Annotated in this window: 1 tRNA gene and 12 rRNA genes; all 13 read left to right on the top strand. The window is 46.4% G+C overall.

The features are described 5' to 3' along the window. The first annotated feature begins 80 nt into the window (after window positions 1–80). Window positions 81–156 (top strand) — tRNA-Glu (locus HWV00_RS20650). Window positions 157–375: 219 nt separating this feature from the next. Then, window positions 376–3,267: ribosomal RNA gene (locus HWV00_RS20645) — 23S ribosomal RNA — on the top strand. A gap of 140 nt (window positions 3,268–3,407) precedes the next feature. Further along, a 5S ribosomal RNA gene (gene rrf / locus HWV00_RS20640) occupies window positions 3,408–3,523 on the top strand. Between the two features lie 1,031 nt (window positions 3,524–4,554). After that, a 16S ribosomal RNA gene (locus HWV00_RS20635) occupies window positions 4,555–6,099 on the top strand. Window positions 6,100–6,365: 266 nt separating this feature from the next. Further along, a 23S ribosomal RNA gene (locus HWV00_RS20630) occupies window positions 6,366–9,257 on the top strand. A gap of 140 nt (window positions 9,258–9,397) precedes the next feature. Then, a 5S ribosomal RNA gene (rrf, locus tag HWV00_RS20625) occupies window positions 9,398–9,513 on the top strand. Window positions 9,514–10,544: 1,031 nt separating this feature from the next. After that, window positions 10,545–12,089 (top strand): 16S ribosomal RNA (locus HWV00_RS20620). Between the two features lie 266 nt (window positions 12,090–12,355). Beyond that, window positions 12,356–15,247: ribosomal RNA gene (locus tag HWV00_RS20615) — 23S ribosomal RNA — on the top strand. A gap of 140 nt (window positions 15,248–15,387) precedes the next feature. Continuing rightward, window positions 15,388–15,503 (top strand): 5S ribosomal RNA (gene rrf / locus HWV00_RS20610). A 1,031-nt stretch (window positions 15,504–16,534) separates the two neighbouring features. Next, window positions 16,535–18,079, top strand: a 16S ribosomal RNA gene (locus HWV00_RS20605). A gap of 266 nt (window positions 18,080–18,345) precedes the next feature. Further along, window positions 18,346–21,237, top strand: a 23S ribosomal RNA gene (locus HWV00_RS20600). Between the two features lie 127 nt (window positions 21,238–21,364). Further along, window positions 21,365–21,480 (top strand): 5S ribosomal RNA (gene rrf, locus HWV00_RS20595). 1,038 nt (window positions 21,481–22,518) lie between these two features. After that, window positions 22,519–24,063: ribosomal RNA gene (locus HWV00_RS20590) — 16S ribosomal RNA — on the top strand. Together the 16S, 23S and 5S rRNA genes with 1 tRNA gene alongside form the textbook arrangement of a ribosomal RNA operon. Window positions 24,064–24,178 lie beyond the last annotated feature (115 nt).

Genomic DNA, 24,178 nt, shown 5'->3' with positions numbered 1-24,178 from the left:
TAAGTGCCCACACAAATTGCTTGAATAGAAACGTTAAAGACAACGTTTGGGATGAAATCCAAACGTCGAAAGTAAATTGTGTCCCGTTCGTCTAGAGGCCTAGGACACCGCCCTTTCACGGCGGTAACACGAGTTCAAATCTCGTACGGGATACCACTTTTCTTTCTGATTAAAAATCAAAGCTAAGTATTACTACTTATCTTTGCTTTTTAGCAAATTGCTCTTTAAAAATTTGGAAAGCTGAATAAATAAAGAAGTTCTTAAAACACGTTATTGCTTCGGCAATAACAATATAGTGTTCTTGAGTATTCTTGAGGCGAAAAAAACTAGATAATACCTAGTTATTTCAATTGTACGGTCGACTTTAGATTGTATGGTTAAGTGACTAAGCGTATACGGTGGATGCCTAGGCAGTCAGAGGCGATGAAGGACGTGTTAATCTGCGTTAAGCTGTGGGGAGTTGATAAAAAGCGTTAATCCACAGATTTCCGAATGGGGGAACCCACTCTACTTTGTAGAGTATCGTAACGTGAATACATAGCGTTACGAAGCGAACCGGGAGAACTGAAACATCTAAGTACCCCGAGGAAAAGAAATCAATAGAGATACCCTTAGTAGCGGCGAGCGAACGGGGTCTAGCCCTTAAGCAGTTTGGAAGTTAGTGGAAGATTCTGGAAAGTTTCACGATACAGGGTGATAGTCCCGTACATGAAAACGACCTTACTGTGAAATCGAGTAGGACGGCACACGTGATATGCTGTTTGAATATGGGAGGACCATCTTCCAAGGCTAAATACTACTGACTGACCGATAGTGAACCAGTACCGTGAGGGAAAGGCGAAAAGAACCCCTGTGAGGGGAGTGAAATAGAACCTGAAACCGTATACGTACAAGCAGTGGGAGCAGACTTGTTCTGTGACTGCGTACCTTTTGTATAATGGGTCAACGACTTAATTTCAGTAGCAAGGTTAAGCGAATAGCGGAGCCGTAGGGAAACCGAGTGTTAACTGCGCGAATAGTTGCTGGGATTAGACCCGAAACCCGGTGATCTAGCCATGGGCAGGTTGAAGGTTGAGTAACATCAACTGGAGGACCGAACCGACTAATGTTGAAAAATTAGCGGATGACTTGTGGCTGGGGGTGAAAGGCCAATCAAACCGGGAGATAGCTGGTTCTCCTCGAAAGCTATTTAGGTAGCGCCTCGCGTCTAACTATTGGGGGTAGAGCACTGTTAAGGCTAGGGGGTCATCCCGACTTACCAACCCTTTGCAAACTCCGAATACCAATAAGTTCAATCGCGGGAGACACACGGCGGGTGCTAACGTCCGTCGTGGAAAGGGAAACAACCCAGACCGTCAGCTAAGGTCCCAAAGTGTATGTTAAGTGGGAAACGATGTGGAAAGGCTCAGACAGCCAGGAAGTTGGCTTAGAAGCAGCCATCTTTTAAAGAAAGCGTAATAGCTCACTGGTCGAGTCGGTCTGCGCGGAAGATTTAACGGGGCTAAACATACCACCGAAGCTACGGATGCAAGACTTGTTCTTGCATGGTAGAGGAGCGTTCTGTAAGCCGTTGAAGGTGAGTTGAGAAGCTTGCTGGAGGTATCAGAAGTGCGAATGTTGACATGAGTAACGATAATGGGGGTGAAAAACCTCCACGCCGAAAGACCAAGGGTTCCTGTCCAACGTTAATCGGGGCAGGGTGAGTCGACCCCTAAGGCGAGGCCGAAAGGCGTAGTCGATGGGAAACTGGTTAATATTCCAGTACTCACTTATATTGCGATGGGGTGACGGAGAAGGTTAGGCTAGCATGGCGATGGTTGTCCATGTTTAAGGTTGTAGGCTGTATTCTTAGGCAAATCCGGGAATACATTAAGGCTGAGAACTGATGACGAGTCTCTACGGAGATGAAGTAGTTGATACCCGGCTTCCAGGAAAAACCTCTAAGCTTCAGATATAAGAGAATCGTACCCCAAACCGACACAGGTGGTTAGGTAGAGAATACTAAGGCGCTTGAGAGAACTCGGGTGAAGGAACTAGGCAAAATGGTACCGTAACTTCGGGAGAAGGTACGCCAATGATGGTGAAGGACTTGCTCCGTAAGCTATTGTTGGTCGCAGAGAAATGGTGGCTGCAACTGTTTATTAAAAACACAGCACTGTGCAAAATCGAAAGATGACGTATACGGTGTGACGCCTGCCCGGTGCCGGAAGGTTAATTGATTGGGTTAGACTTAGGTCGAAGCTCATGATCGAAGCCCCGGTAAACGGCGGCCGTAACTATAACGGTCCTAAGGTAGCGAAATTCCTTGTCGGGTAAGTTCCGACCTGCACGAATGGCGTAATGATGGCCACGCTGTCTCCACCCGAGACTCAGTGAAATTGAAATCGCTGTTAAGATGCAGTGTACCCGCGGCTAGACGGAAAGACCCCGTGAACCTTTACTATAGCTTGGCACTGAACATTGAACCTACATGTGTAGGATAGGTGGGAGACTGTGAAACATTGTCGCTAGATGATGTGGAGTCTATCTTGAAATACCACCCTTGTACGTTTGATGTTCTAACGTAGGCCCCTTATCGGGGTTGCGGACAGTGTCTGGTGGGTAGTTTGACTGGGGCGGTCTCCTCCCAAAGAGTAACGGAGGAGCACGAAGGTTGGCTAAACATGGTTGGACATCATGTGGTTAGTGCAAAGGCATAAGCCAGCTTAACTGCGAGACAGACACGTCGAGCAGGTACGAAAGTAGGTCTTAGTGATCCGGTGGTTCTGAATGGAAGGGCCATCGCTCAACGGATAAAAGGTACTCCGGGGATAACAGGCTGATACCGCCCAAGAGTTCATATCGACGGCGGTGTTTGGCACCTCGATGTCGGCTCATCACATCCTGGGGCTGAAGTTGGTCCCAAGGGTATGGCTGTTCGCCATTTAAAGTGGTACGCGAGCTGGGTTTAGAACGTCGTGAGACAGTTCGGTCCCTATCTGCCGTGGGCGTTTGAGAATTGAGAGGAGCTGCTCCTAGTACGAGAGGACCGGAGTGGACGAACCACTGGTGTTCGGGTTGTTATGCCAATAGCATTGCCCGGTAGCTAAGTTCGGAACTGATAACCGCTGAAAGCATCTAAGCGGGAAGCAGGCCTCGAGATGAGTTCTCACTGGGACTTTAAGTCCCCTGAAGGGCCGTTGGAGACTACAACGTTGATAGGCAAGGTGTGTAAGTGCTGTGAGGCATTGAGCTAACTTGTACTAATTACCCGTGAGGCTTAACCATACAAATTAAAGTATGATTAATTGAAATATCGACTTAAGAATAGATTGAACACTTTATGTTTTAAAGACTTCTTTATTTATAGCTTTTCAGATTTTAAAGATTGAAACCATGTGTTTCAAGTTGAAAGCAAACTAGATTTGCTTGGTGACCATAGTGTTACGGTACCACCTGATCCCATTCCGAACTCAGTAGTGAAACGTAATAACGCCGATGGTAGTGTGGGGCTTCCCCATGTGAGAGTAGGGCATCGCCAAGCGCCAAATTAGAGAGAGCCGATATCAGTGATGGTATCGGCTTTTTTGTGTCTGAAATTTAGGGATCGGTGCGTTCCGCTTATTAAATTAGAGACACAAGTAATAAAATTAAGCTGCACTAGCTGTACATAAGATAGTAAAAACCAGCCGTCGGCTGGTTTTTGTGTATTTGAGGATTTGCTTATAGTTGCTGTTCTATGCATAAAGGGATCTGCCAGCATTAATGATGTTATTGGCATGCTCGATGATTAAGAATAACGGGTAGGAATGATTACTTTGGCCCTGTATAAATTAAACGAGCACTATTTTTAGTCATCGATGGCCTCGTTAAATAAAAATAGTGCATTGGTAATGCTTAAGTAACAATAATATTTACAGTGTCACTTCGCTAATTTTTGCTGTTGATCTAATTTTGGTTGGCTAATGTGCATTTATTTTGATTATTATTGGCGTAATTTACTCATTGCTACTAAATTAACGGGGGCTGAGGTGTCGTTTTTATTAAAAAGACATGAGAGAGCTGTGTATTATAAATAATGAGAAGCGCTGTAATAATCACCGTTCGTACGAATCGTGATCGTTAAAATCGGCTTTATTGTTGGTTTTTTCGGCGTTAGATATTAAATCAAGATCTGTGCATAAAAAGCATTGCCAATGTGATCGAAATCTCTATAATGCGACCTCACTGACACGGCAACAGCCGCTAAGTTAAGGTGTTTAAAAACGACTTAGGTTACTTTTTAAGCTTCCGGAATAAAGCATAAATATGTGCTTGACTTCAAAATTGGTTTGCGTAGAATACGCAGCCTGACTACGACGCAAGACGTCAAGGTCAACGCTCTTTAACAATTTATTCAAGCAATCTGTGTGAGTACTTACAGAGATATAATGACCAAAAATTATATCAATGTAATTATGAACATTAAATTAAATCGAAAGATTTGGTTTTATAAACAACAAACCTCGGTTTGTTGTTGAAGTACAGAATTCATTGAGCCGACTTGATTACTTAGGTAATCAGTCAAAAAAACTTTAATTGAAGAGTTTGATCATGGCTCAGATTGAACGCTGGCGGTAGGCTTAACACATGCAAGTCGAGCGGAAACGAAGAATAGCTTGCTATTCTGGCGTCGAGCGGCGGACGGGTGAGTAATGCTTGGGAATCTGCCTAGTCGAGGGGGACAACAGTTGGAAACGACTGCTAATACCGCATACGACCTACGGGTGAAAGGGGGCCTCTTCTTGAAAGCTCTCGCGACTAGATGAGCCCAAGTGGGATTAGCTTGTTGGTGAGGTAAGAGCTCACCAAGGCGACGATCCCTAGCTGGTCTGAGAGGATGATCAGCCACACTGGAACTGAGACACGGTCCAGACTCCTACGGGAGGCAGCAGTGGGGAATATTGCACAATGGAGGAAACTCTGATGCAGCCATACCGCGTGTATGAAGAAGGCCTTCGGGTTGTAAAGTACTTTCAGCGAGGAGGAAAGGTAAGTAGTTAATAACTGCTTACTGTGACGTTACTCGCAGAAGAAGCACCGGCTAACTCCGTGCCAGCAGCCGCGGTAATACGGAGGGTGCAAGCGTTAATCGGAATTACTGGGCGTAAAGCGCATGCAGGCGGTTTGTTAAGCGAGATGTGAAAGCCCCGGGCTCAACCTGGGAACTGCATTTCGAACTGGCAAACTAGAGTTCTTGAGAGGGTGGTAGAATTTCAGGTGTAGCGGTGAAATGCGTAGAGATCTGAAGGAATACCAGTGGCGAAGGCGGCCACCTGGCAAGTAACTGACGCTCAGATGCGAAAGCGTGGGTAGCAAACGGGATTAGATACCCCGGTAGTCCACGCCGTAAACGATGTCTACTCGGAGTTTGGTTCCTTGAGAACTGGGCTCTTAAGCTAACGCATTAAGTAGACCGCCTGGGGAGTACGGCCGCAAGGTTAAAACTCAAATGAATTGACGGGGGCCCGCACAAGCGGTGGAGCATGTGGTTTAATTCGATGCAACGCGAAGAACCTTACCTACTCTTGACATCCATAGAACTTTTCAGAGATGAATTGGTGCCTTCGGGAACTATGAGACAGGTGCTGCATGGCTGTCGTCAGCTCGTGTTGTGAAATGTTGGGTTAAGTCCCGCAACGAGCGCAACCCTTATCCTTATTTGCCAGCACGTAATGGTGGGAACTCTAAGGAGACTGCCGGTGATAAACCGGAGGAAGGTGGGGACGACGTCAAGTCATCATGGCCCTTACGAGTAGGGCTACACACGTGCTACAATGGCGCATACAAAGGGCTGCAAACCAGCGATGGTAAGCGAATCCCATAAAGTGCGTCGTAGTCCGGATTGGGGTCTGCAACTCGACCCCATGAAGTCGGAATCGCTAGTAATCGTGAATCAGAATGTCACGGTGAATACGTTCCCGGGCCTTGTACACACCGCCCGTCACACCATGGGAGTGGGCTGCACCAGAAGTCATTAGCTTAACCTTCGGGAGGGCGATGACCACGGTGTGGTTCATGACTGGGGTGAAGTCGTAACAAGGTAGCCCTAGGGGAACCTGGGGCTGGATCACCTCCTTACGTAAAGTTGTTAATTTTTGTAAGTGCCCACACAAATTGCTTGAATAGAAAATGTTAAAGACGTTAGAGAGTAAAGATAAGCAACGCTTATCTTTGCTTTTTAGCAAATTGCTCTTTAAAAATTTGGAAAGCTGAATAAATAAAGAAGTTCTTAAAACACGTTATTACTTAGGTAATAACAATATAGTGTTCTTGAGTATTCTTGAGGCGAAAAAAACTAGATAATACCTAGTTATTTCAATTGTACGGTCGACTTTAGATTGTATGGTTAAGTGACTAAGCGTATACGGTGGATGCCTAGGCAGTCAGAGGCGATGAAGGACGTGTTAATCTGCGTTAAGCTGTGGGGAGTTGATAAAAAGCGTTAATCCACAGATTTCCGAATGGGGGAACCCACTCTACTTTGTAGAGTATCGTAACGTGAATACATAGCGTTACGAAGCGAACCGGGAGAACTGAAACATCTAAGTACCCCGAGGAAAAGAAATCAATAGAGATACCCTTAGTAGCGGCGAGCGAACGGGGTCTAGCCCTTAAGCAGTTTGGAAGTTAGTGGAAGATTCTGGAAAGTTTCACGATACAGGGTGATAGTCCCGTACATGAAAACGACCTTACTGTGAAATCGAGTAGGACGGCACACGTGATATGCTGTTTGAATATGGGAGGACCATCTTCCAAGGCTAAATACTACTGACTGACCGATAGTGAACCAGTACCGTGAGGGAAAGGCGAAAAGAACCCCTGTGAGGGGAGTGAAATAGAACCTGAAACCGTATACGTACAAGCAGTGGGAGCAGACTTGTTCTGTGACTGCGTACCTTTTGTATAATGGGTCAACGACTTAATTTCAGTAGCAAGGTTAAGCGAATAGCGGAGCCGTAGGGAAACCGAGTGTTAACTGCGCGAATAGTTGCTGGGATTAGACCCGAAACCCGGTGATCTAGCCATGGGCAGGTTGAAGGTTGAGTAACATCAACTGGAGGACCGAACCGACTAATGTTGAAAAATTAGCGGATGACTTGTGGCTGGGGGTGAAAGGCCAATCAAACCGGGAGATAGCTGGTTCTCCTCGAAAGCTATTTAGGTAGCGCCTCGCGTCTAACTATTGGGGGTAGAGCACTGTTAAGGCTAGGGGGTCATCCCGACTTACCAACCCTTTGCAAACTCCGAATACCAATAAGTTCAATCGCGGGAGACACACGGCGGGTGCTAACGTCCGTCGTGGAAAGGGAAACAACCCAGACCGTCAGCTAAGGTCCCAAAGTGTATGTTAAGTGGGAAACGATGTGGAAAGGCTCAGACAGCCAGGAAGTTGGCTTAGAAGCAGCCATCTTTTAAAGAAAGCGTAATAGCTCACTGGTCGAGTCGGTCTGCGCGGAAGATTTAACGGGGCTAAACATACCACCGAAGCTACGGATGCAAGACTTGTTCTTGCATGGTAGAGGAGCGTTCTGTAAGCCGTTGAAGGTGAGTTGAGAAGCTTGCTGGAGGTATCAGAAGTGCGAATGTTGACATGAGTAACGATAATGGGGGTGAAAAACCTCCACGCCGAAAGACCAAGGGTTCCTGTCCAACGTTAATCGGGGCAGGGTGAGTCGACCCCTAAGGCGAGGCCGAAAGGCGTAGTCGATGGGAAACTGGTTAATATTCCAGTACTCACTTATATTGCGATGGGGTGACGGAGAAGGTTAGGCTAGCATGGCGATGGTTGTCCATGTTTAAGGTTGTAGGCTGTATTCTTAGGCAAATCCGGGAATACATTAAGGCTGAGAACTGATGACGAGTCTCTACGGAGATGAAGTAGTTGATACCCGGCTTCCAGGAAAAACCTCTAAGCTTCAGATATAAGAGAATCGTACCCCAAACCGACACAGGTGGTTAGGTAGAGAATACTAAGGCGCTTGAGAGAACTCGGGTGAAGGAACTAGGCAAAATGGTACCGTAACTTCGGGAGAAGGTACGCCAATGATGGTGAAGGACTTGCTCCGTAAGCTATTGTTGGTCGCAGAGAAATGGTGGCTGCAACTGTTTATTAAAAACACAGCACTGTGCAAAATCGAAAGATGACGTATACGGTGTGACGCCTGCCCGGTGCCGGAAGGTTAATTGATTGGGTTAGACTTAGGTCGAAGCTCATGATCGAAGCCCCGGTAAACGGCGGCCGTAACTATAACGGTCCTAAGGTAGCGAAATTCCTTGTCGGGTAAGTTCCGACCTGCACGAATGGCGTAATGATGGCCACGCTGTCTCCACCCGAGACTCAGTGAAATTGAAATCGCTGTTAAGATGCAGTGTACCCGCGGCTAGACGGAAAGACCCCGTGAACCTTTACTATAGCTTGGCACTGAACATTGAACCTACATGTGTAGGATAGGTGGGAGACTGTGAAACATTGTCGCTAGATGATGTGGAGTCTATCTTGAAATACCACCCTTGTACGTTTGATGTTCTAACGTAGGCCCCTTATCGGGGTTGCGGACAGTGTCTGGTGGGTAGTTTGACTGGGGCGGTCTCCTCCCAAAGAGTAACGGAGGAGCACGAAGGTTGGCTAAACATGGTTGGACATCATGTGGTTAGTGCAAAGGCATAAGCCAGCTTAACTGCGAGACAGACACGTCGAGCAGGTACGAAAGTAGGTCTTAGTGATCCGGTGGTTCTGAATGGAAGGGCCATCGCTCAACGGATAAAAGGTACTCCGGGGATAACAGGCTGATACCGCCCAAGAGTTCATATCGACGGCGGTGTTTGGCACCTCGATGTCGGCTCATCACATCCTGGGGCTGAAGTTGGTCCCAAGGGTATGGCTGTTCGCCATTTAAAGTGGTACGCGAGCTGGGTTTAGAACGTCGTGAGACAGTTCGGTCCCTATCTGCCGTGGGCGTTTGAGAATTGAGAGGAGCTGCTCCTAGTACGAGAGGACCGGAGTGGACGAACCACTGGTGTTCGGGTTGTTATGCCAATAGCATTGCCCGGTAGCTAAGTTCGGAACTGATAACCGCTGAAAGCATCTAAGCGGGAAGCAGGCCTCGAGATGAGTTCTCACTGGGACTTTAAGTCCCCTGAAGGGCCGTTGGAGACTACAACGTTGATAGGCAAGGTGTGTAAGTGCTGTGAGGCATTGAGCTAACTTGTACTAATTACCCGTGAGGCTTAACCATACAAATTAAAGTATGATTAATTGAAATATCGACTTAAGAATAGATTGAACACTTTATGTTTTAAAGACTTCTTTATTTATAGCTTTTCAGATTTTAAAGATTGAAACCATGTGTTTCAAGTTGAAAGCAAACTAGATTTGCTTGGTGACCATAGTGTTACGGTACCACCTGATCCCATTCCGAACTCAGTAGTGAAACGTAATAACGCCGATGGTAGTGTGGGGCTTCCCCATGTGAGAGTAGGGCATCGCCAAGCGCCAAATTAGAGAGAGCCGATATCAGTGATGGTATCGGCTTTTTTGTGTCTGAAATTTAGGGATCGGTGCGTTCCGCTTATTAAATTAGAGACACAAGTAATAAAATTAAGCTGCACTAGCTGTACATAAGATAGTAAAAACCAGCCGTCGGCTGGTTTTTGTGTATTTGAGGATTTGCTTATAGTTGCTGTTCTATGCATAAAGGGATCTGCCAGCATTAATGATGTTATTGGCATGCTCGATGATTAAGAATAACGGGTAGGAATGATTACTTTGGCCCTGTATAAATTAAACGAGCACTATTTTTAGTCATCGATGGCCTCGTTAAATAAAAATAGTGCATTGGTAATGCTTAAGTAACAATAATATTTACAGTGTCACTTCGCTAATTTTTGCTGTTGATCTAATTTTGGTTGGCTAATGTGCATTTATTTTGATTATTATTGGCGTAATTTACTCATTGCTACTAAATTAACGGGGGCTGAGGTGTCGTTTTTATTAAAAAGACATGAGAGAGCTGTGTATTATAAATAATGAGAAGCGCTGTAATAATCACCGTTCGTACGAATCGTGATCGTTAAAATCGGCTTTATTGTTGGTTTTTTCGGCGTTAGATATTAAATCAAGATCTGTGCATAAAAAGCATTGCCAATGTGATCGAAATCTCTATAATGCGACCTCACTGACACGGCAACAGCCGCTAAGTTAAGGTGTTTAAAAACGACTTAGGTTACTTTTTAAGCTTCCGGAATAAAGCATAAATATGTGCTTGACTTCAAAATTGGTTTGCGTAGAATACGCAGCCTGACTACGACGCAAGACGTCAAGGTCAACGCTCTTTAACAATTTATTCAAGCAATCTGTGTGAGTACTTACAGAGATATAATGACCAAAAATTATATCAATGTAATTATGAACATTAAATTAAATCGAAAGATTTGGTTTTATAAACAACAAACCTCGGTTTGTTGTTGAAGTACAGAATTCATTGAGCCGACTTGATTACTTAGGTAATCAGTCAAAAAAACTTTAATTGAAGAGTTTGATCATGGCTCAGATTGAACGCTGGCGGTAGGCTTAACACATGCAAGTCGAGCGGAAACGAAGAATAGCTTGCTATTCTGGCGTCGAGCGGCGGACGGGTGAGTAATGCTTGGGAATCTGCCTAGTCGAGGGGGACAACAGTTGGAAACGACTGCTAATACCGCATACGACCTACGGGTGAAAGGGGGCCTCTTCTTGAAAGCTCTCGCGACTAGATGAGCCCAAGTGGGATTAGCTTGTTGGTGAGGTAAGAGCTCACCAAGGCGACGATCCCTAGCTGGTCTGAGAGGATGATCAGCCACACTGGAACTGAGACACGGTCCAGACTCCTACGGGAGGCAGCAGTGGGGAATATTGCACAATGGAGGAAACTCTGATGCAGCCATACCGCGTGTATGAAGAAGGCCTTCGGGTTGTAAAGTACTTTCAGCGAGGAGGAAAGGTAAGTAGTTAATAACTGCTTACTGTGACGTTACTCGCAGAAGAAGCACCGGCTAACTCCGTGCCAGCAGCCGCGGTAATACGGAGGGTGCAAGCGTTAATCGGAATTACTGGGCGTAAAGCGCATGCAGGCGGTTTGTTAAGCGAGATGTGAAAGCCCCGGGCTCAACCTGGGAACTGCATTTCGAACTGGCAAACTAGAGTTCTTGAGAGGGTGGTAGAATTTCAGGTGTAGCGGTGAAATGCGTAGAGATCTGAAGGAATACCAGTGGCGAAGGCGGCCACCTGGCAAGTAACTGACGCTCAGATGCGAAAGCGTGGGTAGCAAACGGGATTAGATACCCCGGTAGTCCACGCCGTAAACGATGTCTACTCGGAGTTTGGTTCCTTGAGAACTGGGCTCTTAAGCTAACGCATTAAGTAGACCGCCTGGGGAGTACGGCCGCAAGGTTAAAACTCAAATGAATTGACGGGGGCCCGCACAAGCGGTGGAGCATGTGGTTTAATTCGATGCAACGCGAAGAACCTTACCTACTCTTGACATCCATAGAACTTTTCAGAGATGAATTGGTGCCTTCGGGAACTATGAGACAGGTGCTGCATGGCTGTCGTCAGCTCGTGTTGTGAAATGTTGGGTTAAGTCCCGCAACGAGCGCAACCCTTATCCTTATTTGCCAGCACGTAATGGTGGGAACTCTAAGGAGACTGCCGGTGATAAACCGGAGGAAGGTGGGGACGACGTCAAGTCATCATGGCCCTTACGAGTAGGGCTACACACGTGCTACAATGGCGCATACAAAGGGCTGCAAACCAGCGATGGTAAGCGAATCCCATAAAGTGCGTCGTAGTCCGGATTGGGGTCTGCAACTCGACCCCATGAAGTCGGAATCGCTAGTAATCGTGAATCAGAATGTCACGGTGAATACGTTCCCGGGCCTTGTACACACCGCCCGTCACACCATGGGAGTGGGCTGCACCAGAAGTCATTAGCTTAACCTTCGGGAGGGCGATGACCACGGTGTGGTTCATGACTGGGGTGAAGTCGTAACAAGGTAGCCCTAGGGGAACCTGGGGCTGGATCACCTCCTTACGTAAAGTTGTTAATTTTTGTAAGTGCCCACACAAATTGCTTGAATAGAAAATGTTAAAGACGTTAGAGAGTAAAGATAAGCAACGCTTATCTTTGCTTTTTAGCAAATTGCTCTTTAAAAATTTGGAAAGCTGAATAAATAAAGAAGTTCTTAAAACACGTTATTACTTAGGTAATAACAATATAGTGTTCTTGAGTATTCTTGAGGCGAAAAAAACTAGATAATACCTAGTTATTTCAATTGTACGGTCGACTTTAGATTGTATGGTTAAGTGACTAAGCGTATACGGTGGATGCCTAGGCAGTCAGAGGCGATGAAGGACGTGTTAATCTGCGTTAAGCTGTGGGGAGTTGATAAAAAGCGTTAATCCACAGATTTCCGAATGGGGGAACCCACTCTACTTTGTAGAGTATCGTAACGTGAATACATAGCGTTGCGAAGCGAACCGGGAGAACTGAAACATCTAAGTACCCCGAGGAAAAGAAATCAATAGAGATACCCTTAGTAGCGGCGAGCGAACGGGGTCTAGCCCTTAAGCAGTTTGGAAGTTAGTGGAAGATTCTGGAAAGTTTCACGATACAGGGTGATAGTCCCGTACATGAAAACGACCTTACTGTGAAATCGAGTAGGACGGCACACGTGATATGCTGTTTGAATATGGGAGGACCATCTTCCAAGGCTAAATACTACTGACTGACCGATAGTGAACCAGTACCGTGAGGGAAAGGCGAAAAGAACCCCTGTGAGGGGAGTGAAATAGAACCTGAAACCGTATACGTACAAGCAGTGGGAGCAGACTTGTTCTGTGACTGCGTACCTTTTGTATAATGGGTCAACGACTTAATTTCAGTAGCAAGGTTAAGCGAATAGCGGAGCCGTAGGGAAACCGAGTGTTAACTGCGCGAATAGTTGCTGGGATTAGACCCGAAACCCGGTGATCTAGCCATGGGCAGGTTGAAGGTTGAGTAACATCAACTGGAGGACCGAACCGACTAATGTTGAAAAATTAGCGGATGACTTGTGGCTGGGGGTGAAAGGCCAATCAAACCGGGAGATAGCTGGTTCTCCTCGAAAGCTATTTAGGTAGCGCCTCGCGTCTAACTATTGGGGGTAGAGCACTGTTAAGGCTAGGGGGTCATCCCGACTTACCAACCCTTTGCAAACTCCGAATACCAATAAGTTCAATCGCGGGAGACACACGGCGGGTGCTAACGTCCGTCGTGGAAAGGGAAACAACCCAGACCGTCAGCTAAGGTCCCAAAGTGTATGTTAAGTGGGAAACGATGTGGAAAGGCTCAGACAGCCAGGAAGTTGGCTTAGAAGCAGCCATCTTTTAAAGAAAGCGTAATAGCTCACTGGTCGAGTCGGTCTGCGCGGAAGATTTAACGGGGCTAAACATACCACCGAAGCTACGGATGCAAGACTTGTTCTTGCATGGTAGAGGAGCGTTCTGTAAGCCGTTGAAGGTGAGTTGAGAAGCTTGCTGGAGGTATCAGAAGTGCGAATGTTGACATGAGTAACGATAATGGGGGTGAAAAACCTCCACGCCGAAAGACCAAGGGTTCCTGTCCAACGTTAATCGGGGCAGGGTGAGTCGACCCCTAAGGCGAGGCCGAAAGGCGTAGTCGATGGGAAACTGGTTAATATTCCAGTACTCACTTATATTGCGATGGGGTGACGGAGAAGGTTAGGCTAGCATGGCGATGGTTGTCCATGTTTAAGGTTGTAGGCTGTATTCTTAGGCAAATCCGGGAATACATTAAGGCTGAGAACTGATGACGAGTCTCTACGGAGATGAAGTAGTTGATACCCGGCTTCCAGGAAAAACCTCTAAGCTTCAGATATAAGAGAATCGTACCCCAAACCGACACAGGTGGTTAGGTAGAGAATACTAAGGCGCTTGAGAGAACTCGGGTGAAGGAACTAGGCAAAATGGTACCGTAACTTCGGGAGAAGGTACGCCAATGATGGTGAAGGACTTGCTCCGTAAGCTATTGTTGGTCGCAGAGAAATGGTGGCTGCAACTGTTTATTAAAAACACAGCACTGTGCAAAATCGAAAGATGACGTATACGGTGTGACGCCTGCCCGGTGCCGGAAGGTTAATTGATTGGGTTAGACTTAGGTCGAAGCTCATGATCGAAGCCCCGGTAAACGGCGGCCGTAACTATAACGGTCCTAAGGTAGCGAAATTCCTTGTCGGGTAAGTTCCGACCTGCACGAATGGCGTAATGATGGCCACGCTGTCTCCACCCGAGACTCAGTGAAATTGAAATCGCTGTTAAGATGCAGTGTACCCGCGGCTAGACGGAAAGACCCCGTGAACCTTTACTATAGCTTGGCACTGAACATTGAACCTACATGTGTAGGATAGGTGGGAGACTGTGAAACATTGTCGCTAGATGATGTGGAGTCTATCTTGAAATACCACCCTTGTACGTTTGATGTTCTAACGTAGGTCCCTTATCGGGATTGCGGACAGTGTCTGGTGGGTAGTTTGACTGGGGCGGTCTCCTCCCAAAGAGTAACGGAGGAGCACGAAGGTTGGCTAAACATGGTTGGACATCATGTGGTTAGTGCAAAGGCATAAGCCAGCTTAACTGCGAGACAGACACGTCGAGCAGGTACGAAAGTAGGTCTTAGTGATCCGGTGGTTCTGAATGGAAGGGCCATCGCTCAACGGATAAAAGGTACTCCGGGGATAACAGGCTGATACCGCCCAAGAGTTCATATCGACGGCGGTGTTTGGCACCTCGATGTCGGCTCATCACATCCTGGGGCTGAAGTTGGTCCCAAGGGTATGGCTGTTCGCCATTTAAAGTGGTACGCGAGCTGGGTTTAGAACGTCGTGAGACAGTTCGGTCCCTATCTGCCGTGGGCGTTTGAGAATTGAGAGGAGCTGCTCCTAGTACGAGAGGACCGGAGTGGACGAACCACTGGTGTTCGGGTTGTTATGCCAATAGCATTGCCCGGTAGCTAAGTTCGGAACTGATAACCGCTGAAAGCATCTAAGCGGGAAGCAGGCCTCGAGATGAGTTCTCACTGGGACTTTAAGTCCCCTGAAGGGCCGTTGGAGACTACAACGTTGATAGGCAAGGTGTGTAAGTGCTGTGAGGCATTGAGCTAACTTGTACTAATTACCCGTGAGGCTTAACCATACAAATTAAAGTATGATTAATTGAAATATCGACTTAAGAATAGATTGAACACTTTATGTTTTAAAGACTTCTTTATTTATAGCTTTTCAGATTTTAAAGATTGAAACCATGTGTTTCAAGTTGAAAGCAAACTAGATTTGCTTGGTGACCATAGTGTTACGGTACCACCTGATCCCATTCCGAACTCAGTAGTGAAACGTAATAACGCCGATGGTAGTGTGGGGCTTCCCCATGTGAGAGTAGGGCATCGCCAAGCGCCAAATTAGAGAGAGCCGATATCAGTGATGGTATCGGCTTTTTTGTGTCTGAAATTTAGGGATCGGTGCGTTCCGCTTATTAAATTAGAGACACAAGTAATAAAATTAAGCTGCACTAGCTGTACATAAGATAGTAAAAACCAGCCGTCGGCTGGTTTTTGTGTATTTGAGGATTTGCTTATAGTTGCTGTTCTATGCATAAAGGGATCTGCCAGCATTAATGATGTTATTGGCATGCTCGATGATTAAGAATAACGGGTAGGAATGATTACTTTGGCCCTGTATAAATTAAACGAGCACTATTTTTAGTCATCGATGGCCTCGTTAAATAAAAATAGTGCATTGGTAATGCTTAAGTAACAATAATATTTACAGTGTCACTTCGCTAATTTTTGCTGTTGATCTAATTTTGGTTGGCTAATGTGCATTTATTTTGATTATTATTGGCGTAATTTACTCATTGCTACTAAATTAACGGGGGCTGAGGTGTCGTTTTTATTAAAAAGACATGAGAGAGCTGTGTATTATAAATAATGAGAAGCGCTGTAATAATCACCGTTCGTACGAATCGTGATCGTTAAAATCGGCTTTATTGTTGGTTTTTTCGGCGTTAGATATTAAATCAAGATCTGTGCATAAAAAGCATTGCCAATGTGATCGAAATCTCTATAATGCGACCTCACTGACACGGCAACAGCCGCTAAGTTAAGGTGTTTAAAAACGACTTAGGTTACTTTTTAAGCTTCCGGAATAAAGCATAAATATGTGCTTGACTTCAAAATTGGTTTGCGTAGAATACGCAGCCTGACTACGACGCAAGACGTCAAGGTCAACGCTCTTTAACAATTTATTCAAGCAATCTGTGTGAGTACTTACAGAGATATAATGACCAAAAATTATATCAATGTAATTATGAACATTAAATTAAATCGAAAGATTTGGTTTTATAAACAACAAACCTCGGTTTGTTGTTGAAGTACAGAATTCATTGAGCCGACTTGATTACTTAGGTAATCAGTCAAAAAAACTTTAATTGAAGAGTTTGATCATGGCTCAGATTGAACGCTGGCGGTAGGCTTAACACATGCAAGTCGAGCGGAAACGAAGAATAGCTTGCTATTCTGGCGTCGAGCGGCGGACGGGTGAGTAATGCTTGGGAATCTGCCTAGTCGAGGGGGACAACAGTTGGAAACGACTGCTAATACCGCATACGACCTACGGGTGAAAGGGGGCCTCTTCTTGAAAGCTCTCGCGACTAGATGAGCCCAAGTGGGATTAGCTTGTTGGTGAGGTAAGAGCTCACCAAGGCGACGATCCCTAGCTGGTCTGAGAGGATGATCAGCCACACTGGAACTGAGACACGGTCCAGACTCCTACGGGAGGCAGCAGTGGGGAATATTGCACAATGGAGGAAACTCTGATGCAGCCATACCGCGTGTATGAAGAAGGCCTTCGGGTTGTAAAGTACTTTCAGCGAGGAGGAAAGGTAAGTAGTTAATAACTGCTTACTGTGACGTTACTCGCAGAAGAAGCACCGGCTAACTCCGTGCCAGCAGCCGCGGTAATACGGAGGGTGCAAGCGTTAATCGGAATTACTGGGCGTAAAGCGCATGCAGGCGGTTTGTTAAGCGAGATGTGAAAGCCCCGGGCTCAACCTGGGAACTGCATTTCGAACTGGCAAACTAGAGTTCTTGAGAGGGTGGTAGAATTTCAGGTGTAGCGGTGAAATGCGTAGAGATCTGAAGGAATACCAGTGGCGAAGGCGGCCACCTGGCAAGTAACTGACGCTCAGATGCGAAAGCGTGGGTAGCAAACGGGATTAGATACCCCGGTAGTCCACGCCGTAAACGATGTCTACTCGGAGTTTGGTTCCTTGAGAACTGGGCTCTTAAGCTAACGCATTAAGTAGACCGCCTGGGGAGTACGGCCGCAAGGTTAAAACTCAAATGAATTGACGGGGGCCCGCACAAGCGGTGGAGCATGTGGTTTAATTCGATGCAACGCGAAGAACCTTACCTACTCTTGACATCCATAGAACTTTTCAGAGATGAATTGGTGCCTTCGGGAACTATGAGACAGGTGCTGCATGGCTGTCGTCAGCTCGTGTTGTGAAATGTTGGGTTAAGTCCCGCAACGAGCGCAACCCTTATCCTTATTTGCCAGCACGTAATGGTGGGAACTCTAAGGAGACTGCCGGTGATAAACCGGAGGAAGGTGGGGACGACGTCAAGTCATCATGGCCCTTACGAGTAGGGCTACACACGTGCTACAATGGCGCATACAAAGGGCTGCAAACCAGCGATGGTAAGCGAATCCCATAAAGTGCGTCGTAGTCCGGATTGGGGTCTGCAACTCGACCCCATGAAGTCGGAATCGCTAGTAATCGTGAATCAGAATGTCACGGTGAATACGTTCCCGGGCCTTGTACACACCGCCCGTCACACCATGGGAGTGGGCTGCACCAGAAGTCATTAGCTTAACCTTCGGGAGGGCGATGACCACGGTGTGGTTCATGACTGGGGTGAAGTCGTAACAAGGTAGCCCTAGGGGAACCTGGGGCTGGATCACCTCCTTACGTAAAGTTGTTAATTTTTGTAAGTGCCCACACAAATTGCTTGAATAGAAAATGTTAAAGACGTTAGAGAGTAAAGATAAGCAACGCTTATCTTTGCTTTTTAGCAAATTGCTCTTTAAAAATTTGGAAAGCTGAATAAATAAAGAAGTTCTTAAAACACGTTATTACTTAGGTAATAACAATATAGTGTTCTTGAGTATTCTTGAGGCGAAAAAAACTAGATAATACCTAGTTATTTCAATTGTACGGTCGACTTTAGATTGTATGGTTAAGTGACTAAGCGTATACGGTGGATGCCTAGGCAGTCAGAGGCGATGAAGGACGTGTTAATCTGCGTTAAGCTGTGGGGAGTTGATAAAAAGCGTTAATCCACAGATTTCCGAATGGGGGAACCCACTCTACTTTGTAGAGTATCGTAACGTGAATACATAGCGTTACGAAGCGAACCGGGAGAACTGAAACATCTAAGTACCCCGAGGAAAAGAAATCAATAGAGATACCCTTAGTAGCGGCGAGCGAACGGGGTCTAGCCCTTAAGCAGTTTGGAAGTTAATGGAAGATTCTGGAAAGTTTCACGATACAGGGTGATAGTCCCGTACATGAAAACGACCTTACTGTGAAATCGAGTAGGACGGCACACGTGATATGCTGTTTGAATATGGGAGGACCATCTTCCAAGGCTAAATACTACTGACTGACCGATAGTGAACCAGTACCGTGAGGGAAAGGCGAAAAGAACCCCTGTGAGGGGAGTGAAATAGAACCTGAAACCGTATACGTACAAGCAGTGGGAGCAGACTTGTTCTGTGACTGCGTACCTTTTGTATAATGGGTCAACGACTTAATTTCAGTAGCAAGGTTAAGCGAATAGCGGAGCCGTAGGGAAACCGAGTGTTAACTGCGCGAATAGTTGCTGGGATTAGACCCGAAACCCGGTGATCTAGCCATGGGCAGGTTGAAGGTTGAGTAACATCAACTGGAGGACCGAACCGACTAATGTTGAAAAATTAGCGGATGACTTGTGGCTGGGGGTGAAAGGCCAATCAAACCGGGAGATAGCTGGTTCTCCTCGAAAGCTATTTAGGTAGCGCCTCGCGTCTAACTATTGGGGGTAGAGCACTGTTAAGGCTAGGGGGTCATCCCGACTTACCAACCCTTTGCAAACTCCGAATACCAATAAGTTCAATCGCGGGAGACACACGGCGGGTGCTAACGTCCGTCGTGGAAAGGGAAACAACCCAGACCGTCAGCTAAGGTCCCAAAGTGTATGTTAAGTGGGAAACGATGTGGAAAGGCTCAGACAGCCAGGAAGTTGGCTTAGAAGCAGCCATCTTTTAAAGAAAGCGTAATAGCTCACTGGTCGAGTCGGTCTGCGCGGAAGATTTAACGGGGCTAAACATACCACCGAAGCTACGGATGCAAGACTTGTTCTTGCATGGTAGAGGAGCGTTCTGTAAGCCGTTGAAGGTGAGTTGAGAAGCTTGCTGGAGGTATCAGAAGTGCGAATGTTGACATGAGTAACGATAATGGGGGTGAAAAACCTCCACGCCGAAAGACCAAGGGTTCCTGTCCAACGTTAATCGGGGCAGGGTGAGTCGACCCCTAAGGCGAGGCCGAAAGGCGTAGTCGATGGGAAACTGGTTAATATTCCAGTACTCACTTATATTGCGATGGGGTGACGGAGAAGGTTAGGCTAGCATGGCGATGGTTGTCCATGTTTAAGGTTGTAGGCTGTATTCTTAGGCAAATCCGGGAATACATTAAGGCTGAGAACTGATGACGAGTCTCTACGGAGATGAAGTAGTTGATACCCGGCTTCCAGGAAAAACCTCTAAGCTTCAGATATAAGAGAATCGTACCCCAAACCGACACAGGTGGTTAGGTAGAGAATACTAAGGCGCTTGAGAGAACTCGGGTGAAGGAACTAGGCAAAATGGTACCGTAACTTCGGGAGAAGGTACGCCAATGATGGTGAAGGACTTGCTCCGTAAGCTATTGTTGGTCGCAGAGAAATGGTGGCTGCAACTGTTTATTAAAAACACAGCACTGTGCAAAATCGAAAGATGACGTATACGGTGTGACGCCTGCCCGGTGCCGGAAGGTTAATTGATTGGGTTAGACTTAGGTCGAAGCTCATGATCGAAGCCCCGGTAAACGGCGGCCGTAACTATAACGGTCCTAAGGTAGCGAAATTCCTTGTCGGGTAAGTTCCGACCTGCACGAATGGCGTAATGATGGCCACGCTGTCTCCACCCGAGACTCAGTGAAATTGAAATCGCTGTTAAGATGCAGTGTACCCGCGGCTAGACGGAAAGACCCCGTGAACCTTTACTATAGCTTGGCACTGAACATTGAACCTACATGTGTAGGATAGGTGGGAGACTGTGAAACATTGTCGCTAGATGATGTGGAGTCTATCTTGAAATACCACCCTTGTACGTTTGATGTTCTAACGTAGGCCCCTTATCGGGGTTGCGGACAGTGTCTGGTGGGTAGTTTGACTGGGGCGGTCTCCTCCCAAAGAGTAACGGAGGAGCACGAAGGTTGGCTAAACATGGTTGGACATCATGTGGTTAGTGCAAAGGCATAAGCCAGCTTAACTGCGAGACAGACACGTCGAGCAGGTACGAAAGTAGGTCTTAGTGATCCGGTGGTTCTGAATGGAAGGGCCATCGCTCAACGGATAAAAGGTACTCCGGGGATAACAGGCTGATACCGCCCAAGAGTTCATATCGACGGCGGTGTTTGGCACCTCGATGTCGGCTCATCACATCCTGGGGCTGAAGTTGGTCCCAAGGGTATGGCTGTTCGCCATTTAAAGTGGTACGCGAGCTGGGTTTAGAACGTCGTGAGACAGTTCGGTCCCTATCTGCCGTGGGCGTTTGAGAATTGAGAGGAGCTGCTCCTAGTACGAGAGGACCGGAGTGGACGAACCACTGGTGTTCGGGTTGTTATGCCAATAGCATTGCCCGGTAGCTAAGTTCGGAACTGATAACCGCTGAAAGCATCTAAGCGGGAAGCAGGCCTCGAGATGAGTTCTCACTGGGACTTTAAGTCCCCTGAAGGGCCGTTGGAGACTACAACGTTGATAGGCAAGGTGTGTAAGTGCTGTGAGGCATTGAGCTAACTTGTACTAATTACCCGTGAGGCTTAACCATACAAATTAAAGTATGATTAATTGAAATAATCGACTTAAGAATAGATTGAACACTTTATGTTTTAAAGACTTCTTTATTTATAGCTTTTCAGATTTTAGAGATACAACTTGAAAGCAAACTAGATTTGCTTGGTGACCATAGTGTTACGGTACCACCTGATCCCATTCCGAACTCAGTAGTGAAACGTAATAACGCCGATGGTAGTGTGGGGCTTCCCCATGTGAGAGTAGGGCATCGCCAAGCGCCAAATTAGAGAGAGCCGATATCAGTGATGGTATCGGCTTTTTTGTGTCTAAAATTTAAGGAAAAAGGACGTTCCAGCTTGTAAAATGACAGGCACAAGTAACGTAATACGATTAAGCAGCAGTAGCTGTACATCAGAAAATAAAAAACCAGCCGTCGGCTGGTTTTTGTGTATTTGAGGTTTTGCTTATAGTTGCTGTTCTATACATAAAGAGATCTGCCAGCGTTAATGATGTTATTGGTATGCTCGATGATTAAAAATAACGGGTAAGAATGATTACTTTGGCCCTGTACAAATTAAACTAACACTATTTTAGTCATCGGTGGCCGCGTTAAATAAAAAAACAGTGCTTGGTAATGCTTAGCCAACAATAATATTTACTGCGTCACCTCGCTAGTTTTTGTTGTTGATCTAATTTTGGTTGGCTAATGTGCATTTATTTTGATTATTATTGGCGTAATTAGTCCATTGCTACTAAATTAACGGGGCTGAGCTGTCGTTTTTATTAAAAAGACATGAGACGGCTACATATTATAAATAATGATAATCGCTGTAATAATCACCGTTCGTACGAATCGTGATCGTTAAAATAGGTTTTACTGTTGGTTTTTTCGACGTTAGATATTAAATCAAGATCTGTGCATAAAAAGCATTGCCAATGTGATCGAAATCTCTATAATGCGACCTCACTGACACGGCAACAGCCGCTAAGTTAAGGTGTTTAAAAGCGACTTAGGTTACTTTTTAAGCTTCCGGAATAAAGCATAAATATGTGCTTGACTTCAAAATTGGTTTGCGTAGAATACGCAGCCTGACTACGACGTAAGACGTCAAGGTCAACGCTCTTTAACAATTTATTCAAGCAATCTGTGTGAGTACTTACAGAGATATAATGACCAAAAATTATATCAATGTAATTATGAACATTAAATTAAATCGAAAGATTTGGTTTTATAAACAACAAACCTCGGTTTGTTGTTGAAGTACAGAATTCATTGAGCCGACTTGATTACTTAGGTAATCAGTCAAAAAAACTTTAATTGAAGAGTTTGATCATGGCTCAGATTGAACGCTGGCGGTAGGCTTAACACATGCAAGTCGAGCGGAAACGAAGAATAGCTTGCTATTCTGGCGTCGAGCGGCGGACGGGTGAGTAATGCTTGGGAATCTGCCTAGTCGAGGGGGACAACAGTTGGAAACGACTGCTAATACCGCATACGACCTACGGGTGAAAGGGGGCCTCTTCTTGAAAGCTCTCGCGACTAGATGAGCCCAAGTGGGATTAGCTTGTTGGTGAGGTAAGAGCTCACCAAGGCGACGATCCCTAGCTGGTCTGAGAGGATGATCAGCCACACTGGAACTGAGACACGGTCCAGACTCCTACGGGAGGCAGCAGTGGGGAATATTGCACAATGGAGGAAACTCTGATGCAGCCATACCGCGTGTATGAAGAAGGCCTTCGGGTTGTAAAGTACTTTCAGCGAGGAGGAAAGGTAAGTAGTTAATAACTGCTTACTGTGACGTTACTCGCAGAAGAAGCACCGGCTAACTCCGTGCCAGCAGCCGCGGTAATACGGAGGGTGCAAGCGTTAATCGGAATTACTGGGCGTAAAGCGCATGCAGGCGGTTTGTTAAGCGAGATGTGAAAGCCCCGGGCTCAACCTGGGAACTGCATTTCGAACTGGCAAACTAGAGTTCTTGAGAGGGTGGTAGAATTTCAGGTGTAGCGGTGAAATGCGTAGAGATCTGAAGGAATACCAGTGGCGAAGGCGGCCACCTGGCAAGTAACTGACGCTCAGATGCGAAAGCGTGGGTAGCAAACGGGATTAGATACCCCGGTAGTCCACGCCGTAAACGATGTCTACTCGGAGTTTGGTTCCTTGAGAACTGGGCTCTTAAGCTAACGCATTAAGTAGACCGCCTGGGGAGTACGGCCGCAAGGTTAAAACTCAAATGAATTGACGGGGGCCCGCACAAGCGGTGGAGCATGTGGTTTAATTCGATGCAACGCGAAGAACCTTACCTACTCTTGACATCCATAGAACTTTTCAGAGATGAATTGGTGCCTTCGGGAACTATGAGACAGGTGCTGCATGGCTGTCGTCAGCTCGTGTTGTGAAATGTTGGGTTAAGTCCCGCAACGAGCGCAACCCTTATCCTTATTTGCCAGCACGTAATGGTGGGAACTCTAAGGAGACTGCCGGTGATAAACCGGAGGAAGGTGGGGACGACGTCAAGTCATCATGGCCCTTACGAGTAGGGCTACACACGTGCTACAATGGCGCATACAAAGGGCTGCAAACCAGCGATGGTAAGCGAATCCCATAAAGTGCGTCGTAGTCCGGATTGGGGTCTGCAACTCGACCCCATGAAGTCGGAATCGCTAGTAATCGTGAATCAGAATGTCACGGTGAATACGTTCCCGGGCCTTGTACACACCGCCCGTCACACCATGGGAGTGGGCTGCACCAGAAGTCATTAGCTTAACCTTCGGGAGGGCGATGACCACGGTGTGGTTCATGACTGGGGTGAAGTCGTAACAAGGTAGCCCTAGGGGAACCTGGGGCTGGATCACCTCCTTACGTAAAGTTGTTAATTTTTGTAAGTGCCCACACAAATTGCTTGAATAGAAAACGTTAAAGACGTTAGAAAGTAAAGATAAGCAACGCTTATCTTTGCTTTTTAGCAAATTGCTCT

Origin of the sequence: Moritella sp. 24 (genome assembly GCF_018219155.1) — a bacterium.
Lineage (GTDB): Bacteria > Pseudomonadota > Gammaproteobacteria > Enterobacterales > Moritellaceae > Moritella.
This window is presented reverse-complemented; position numbering and strand designations above follow the sequence as displayed.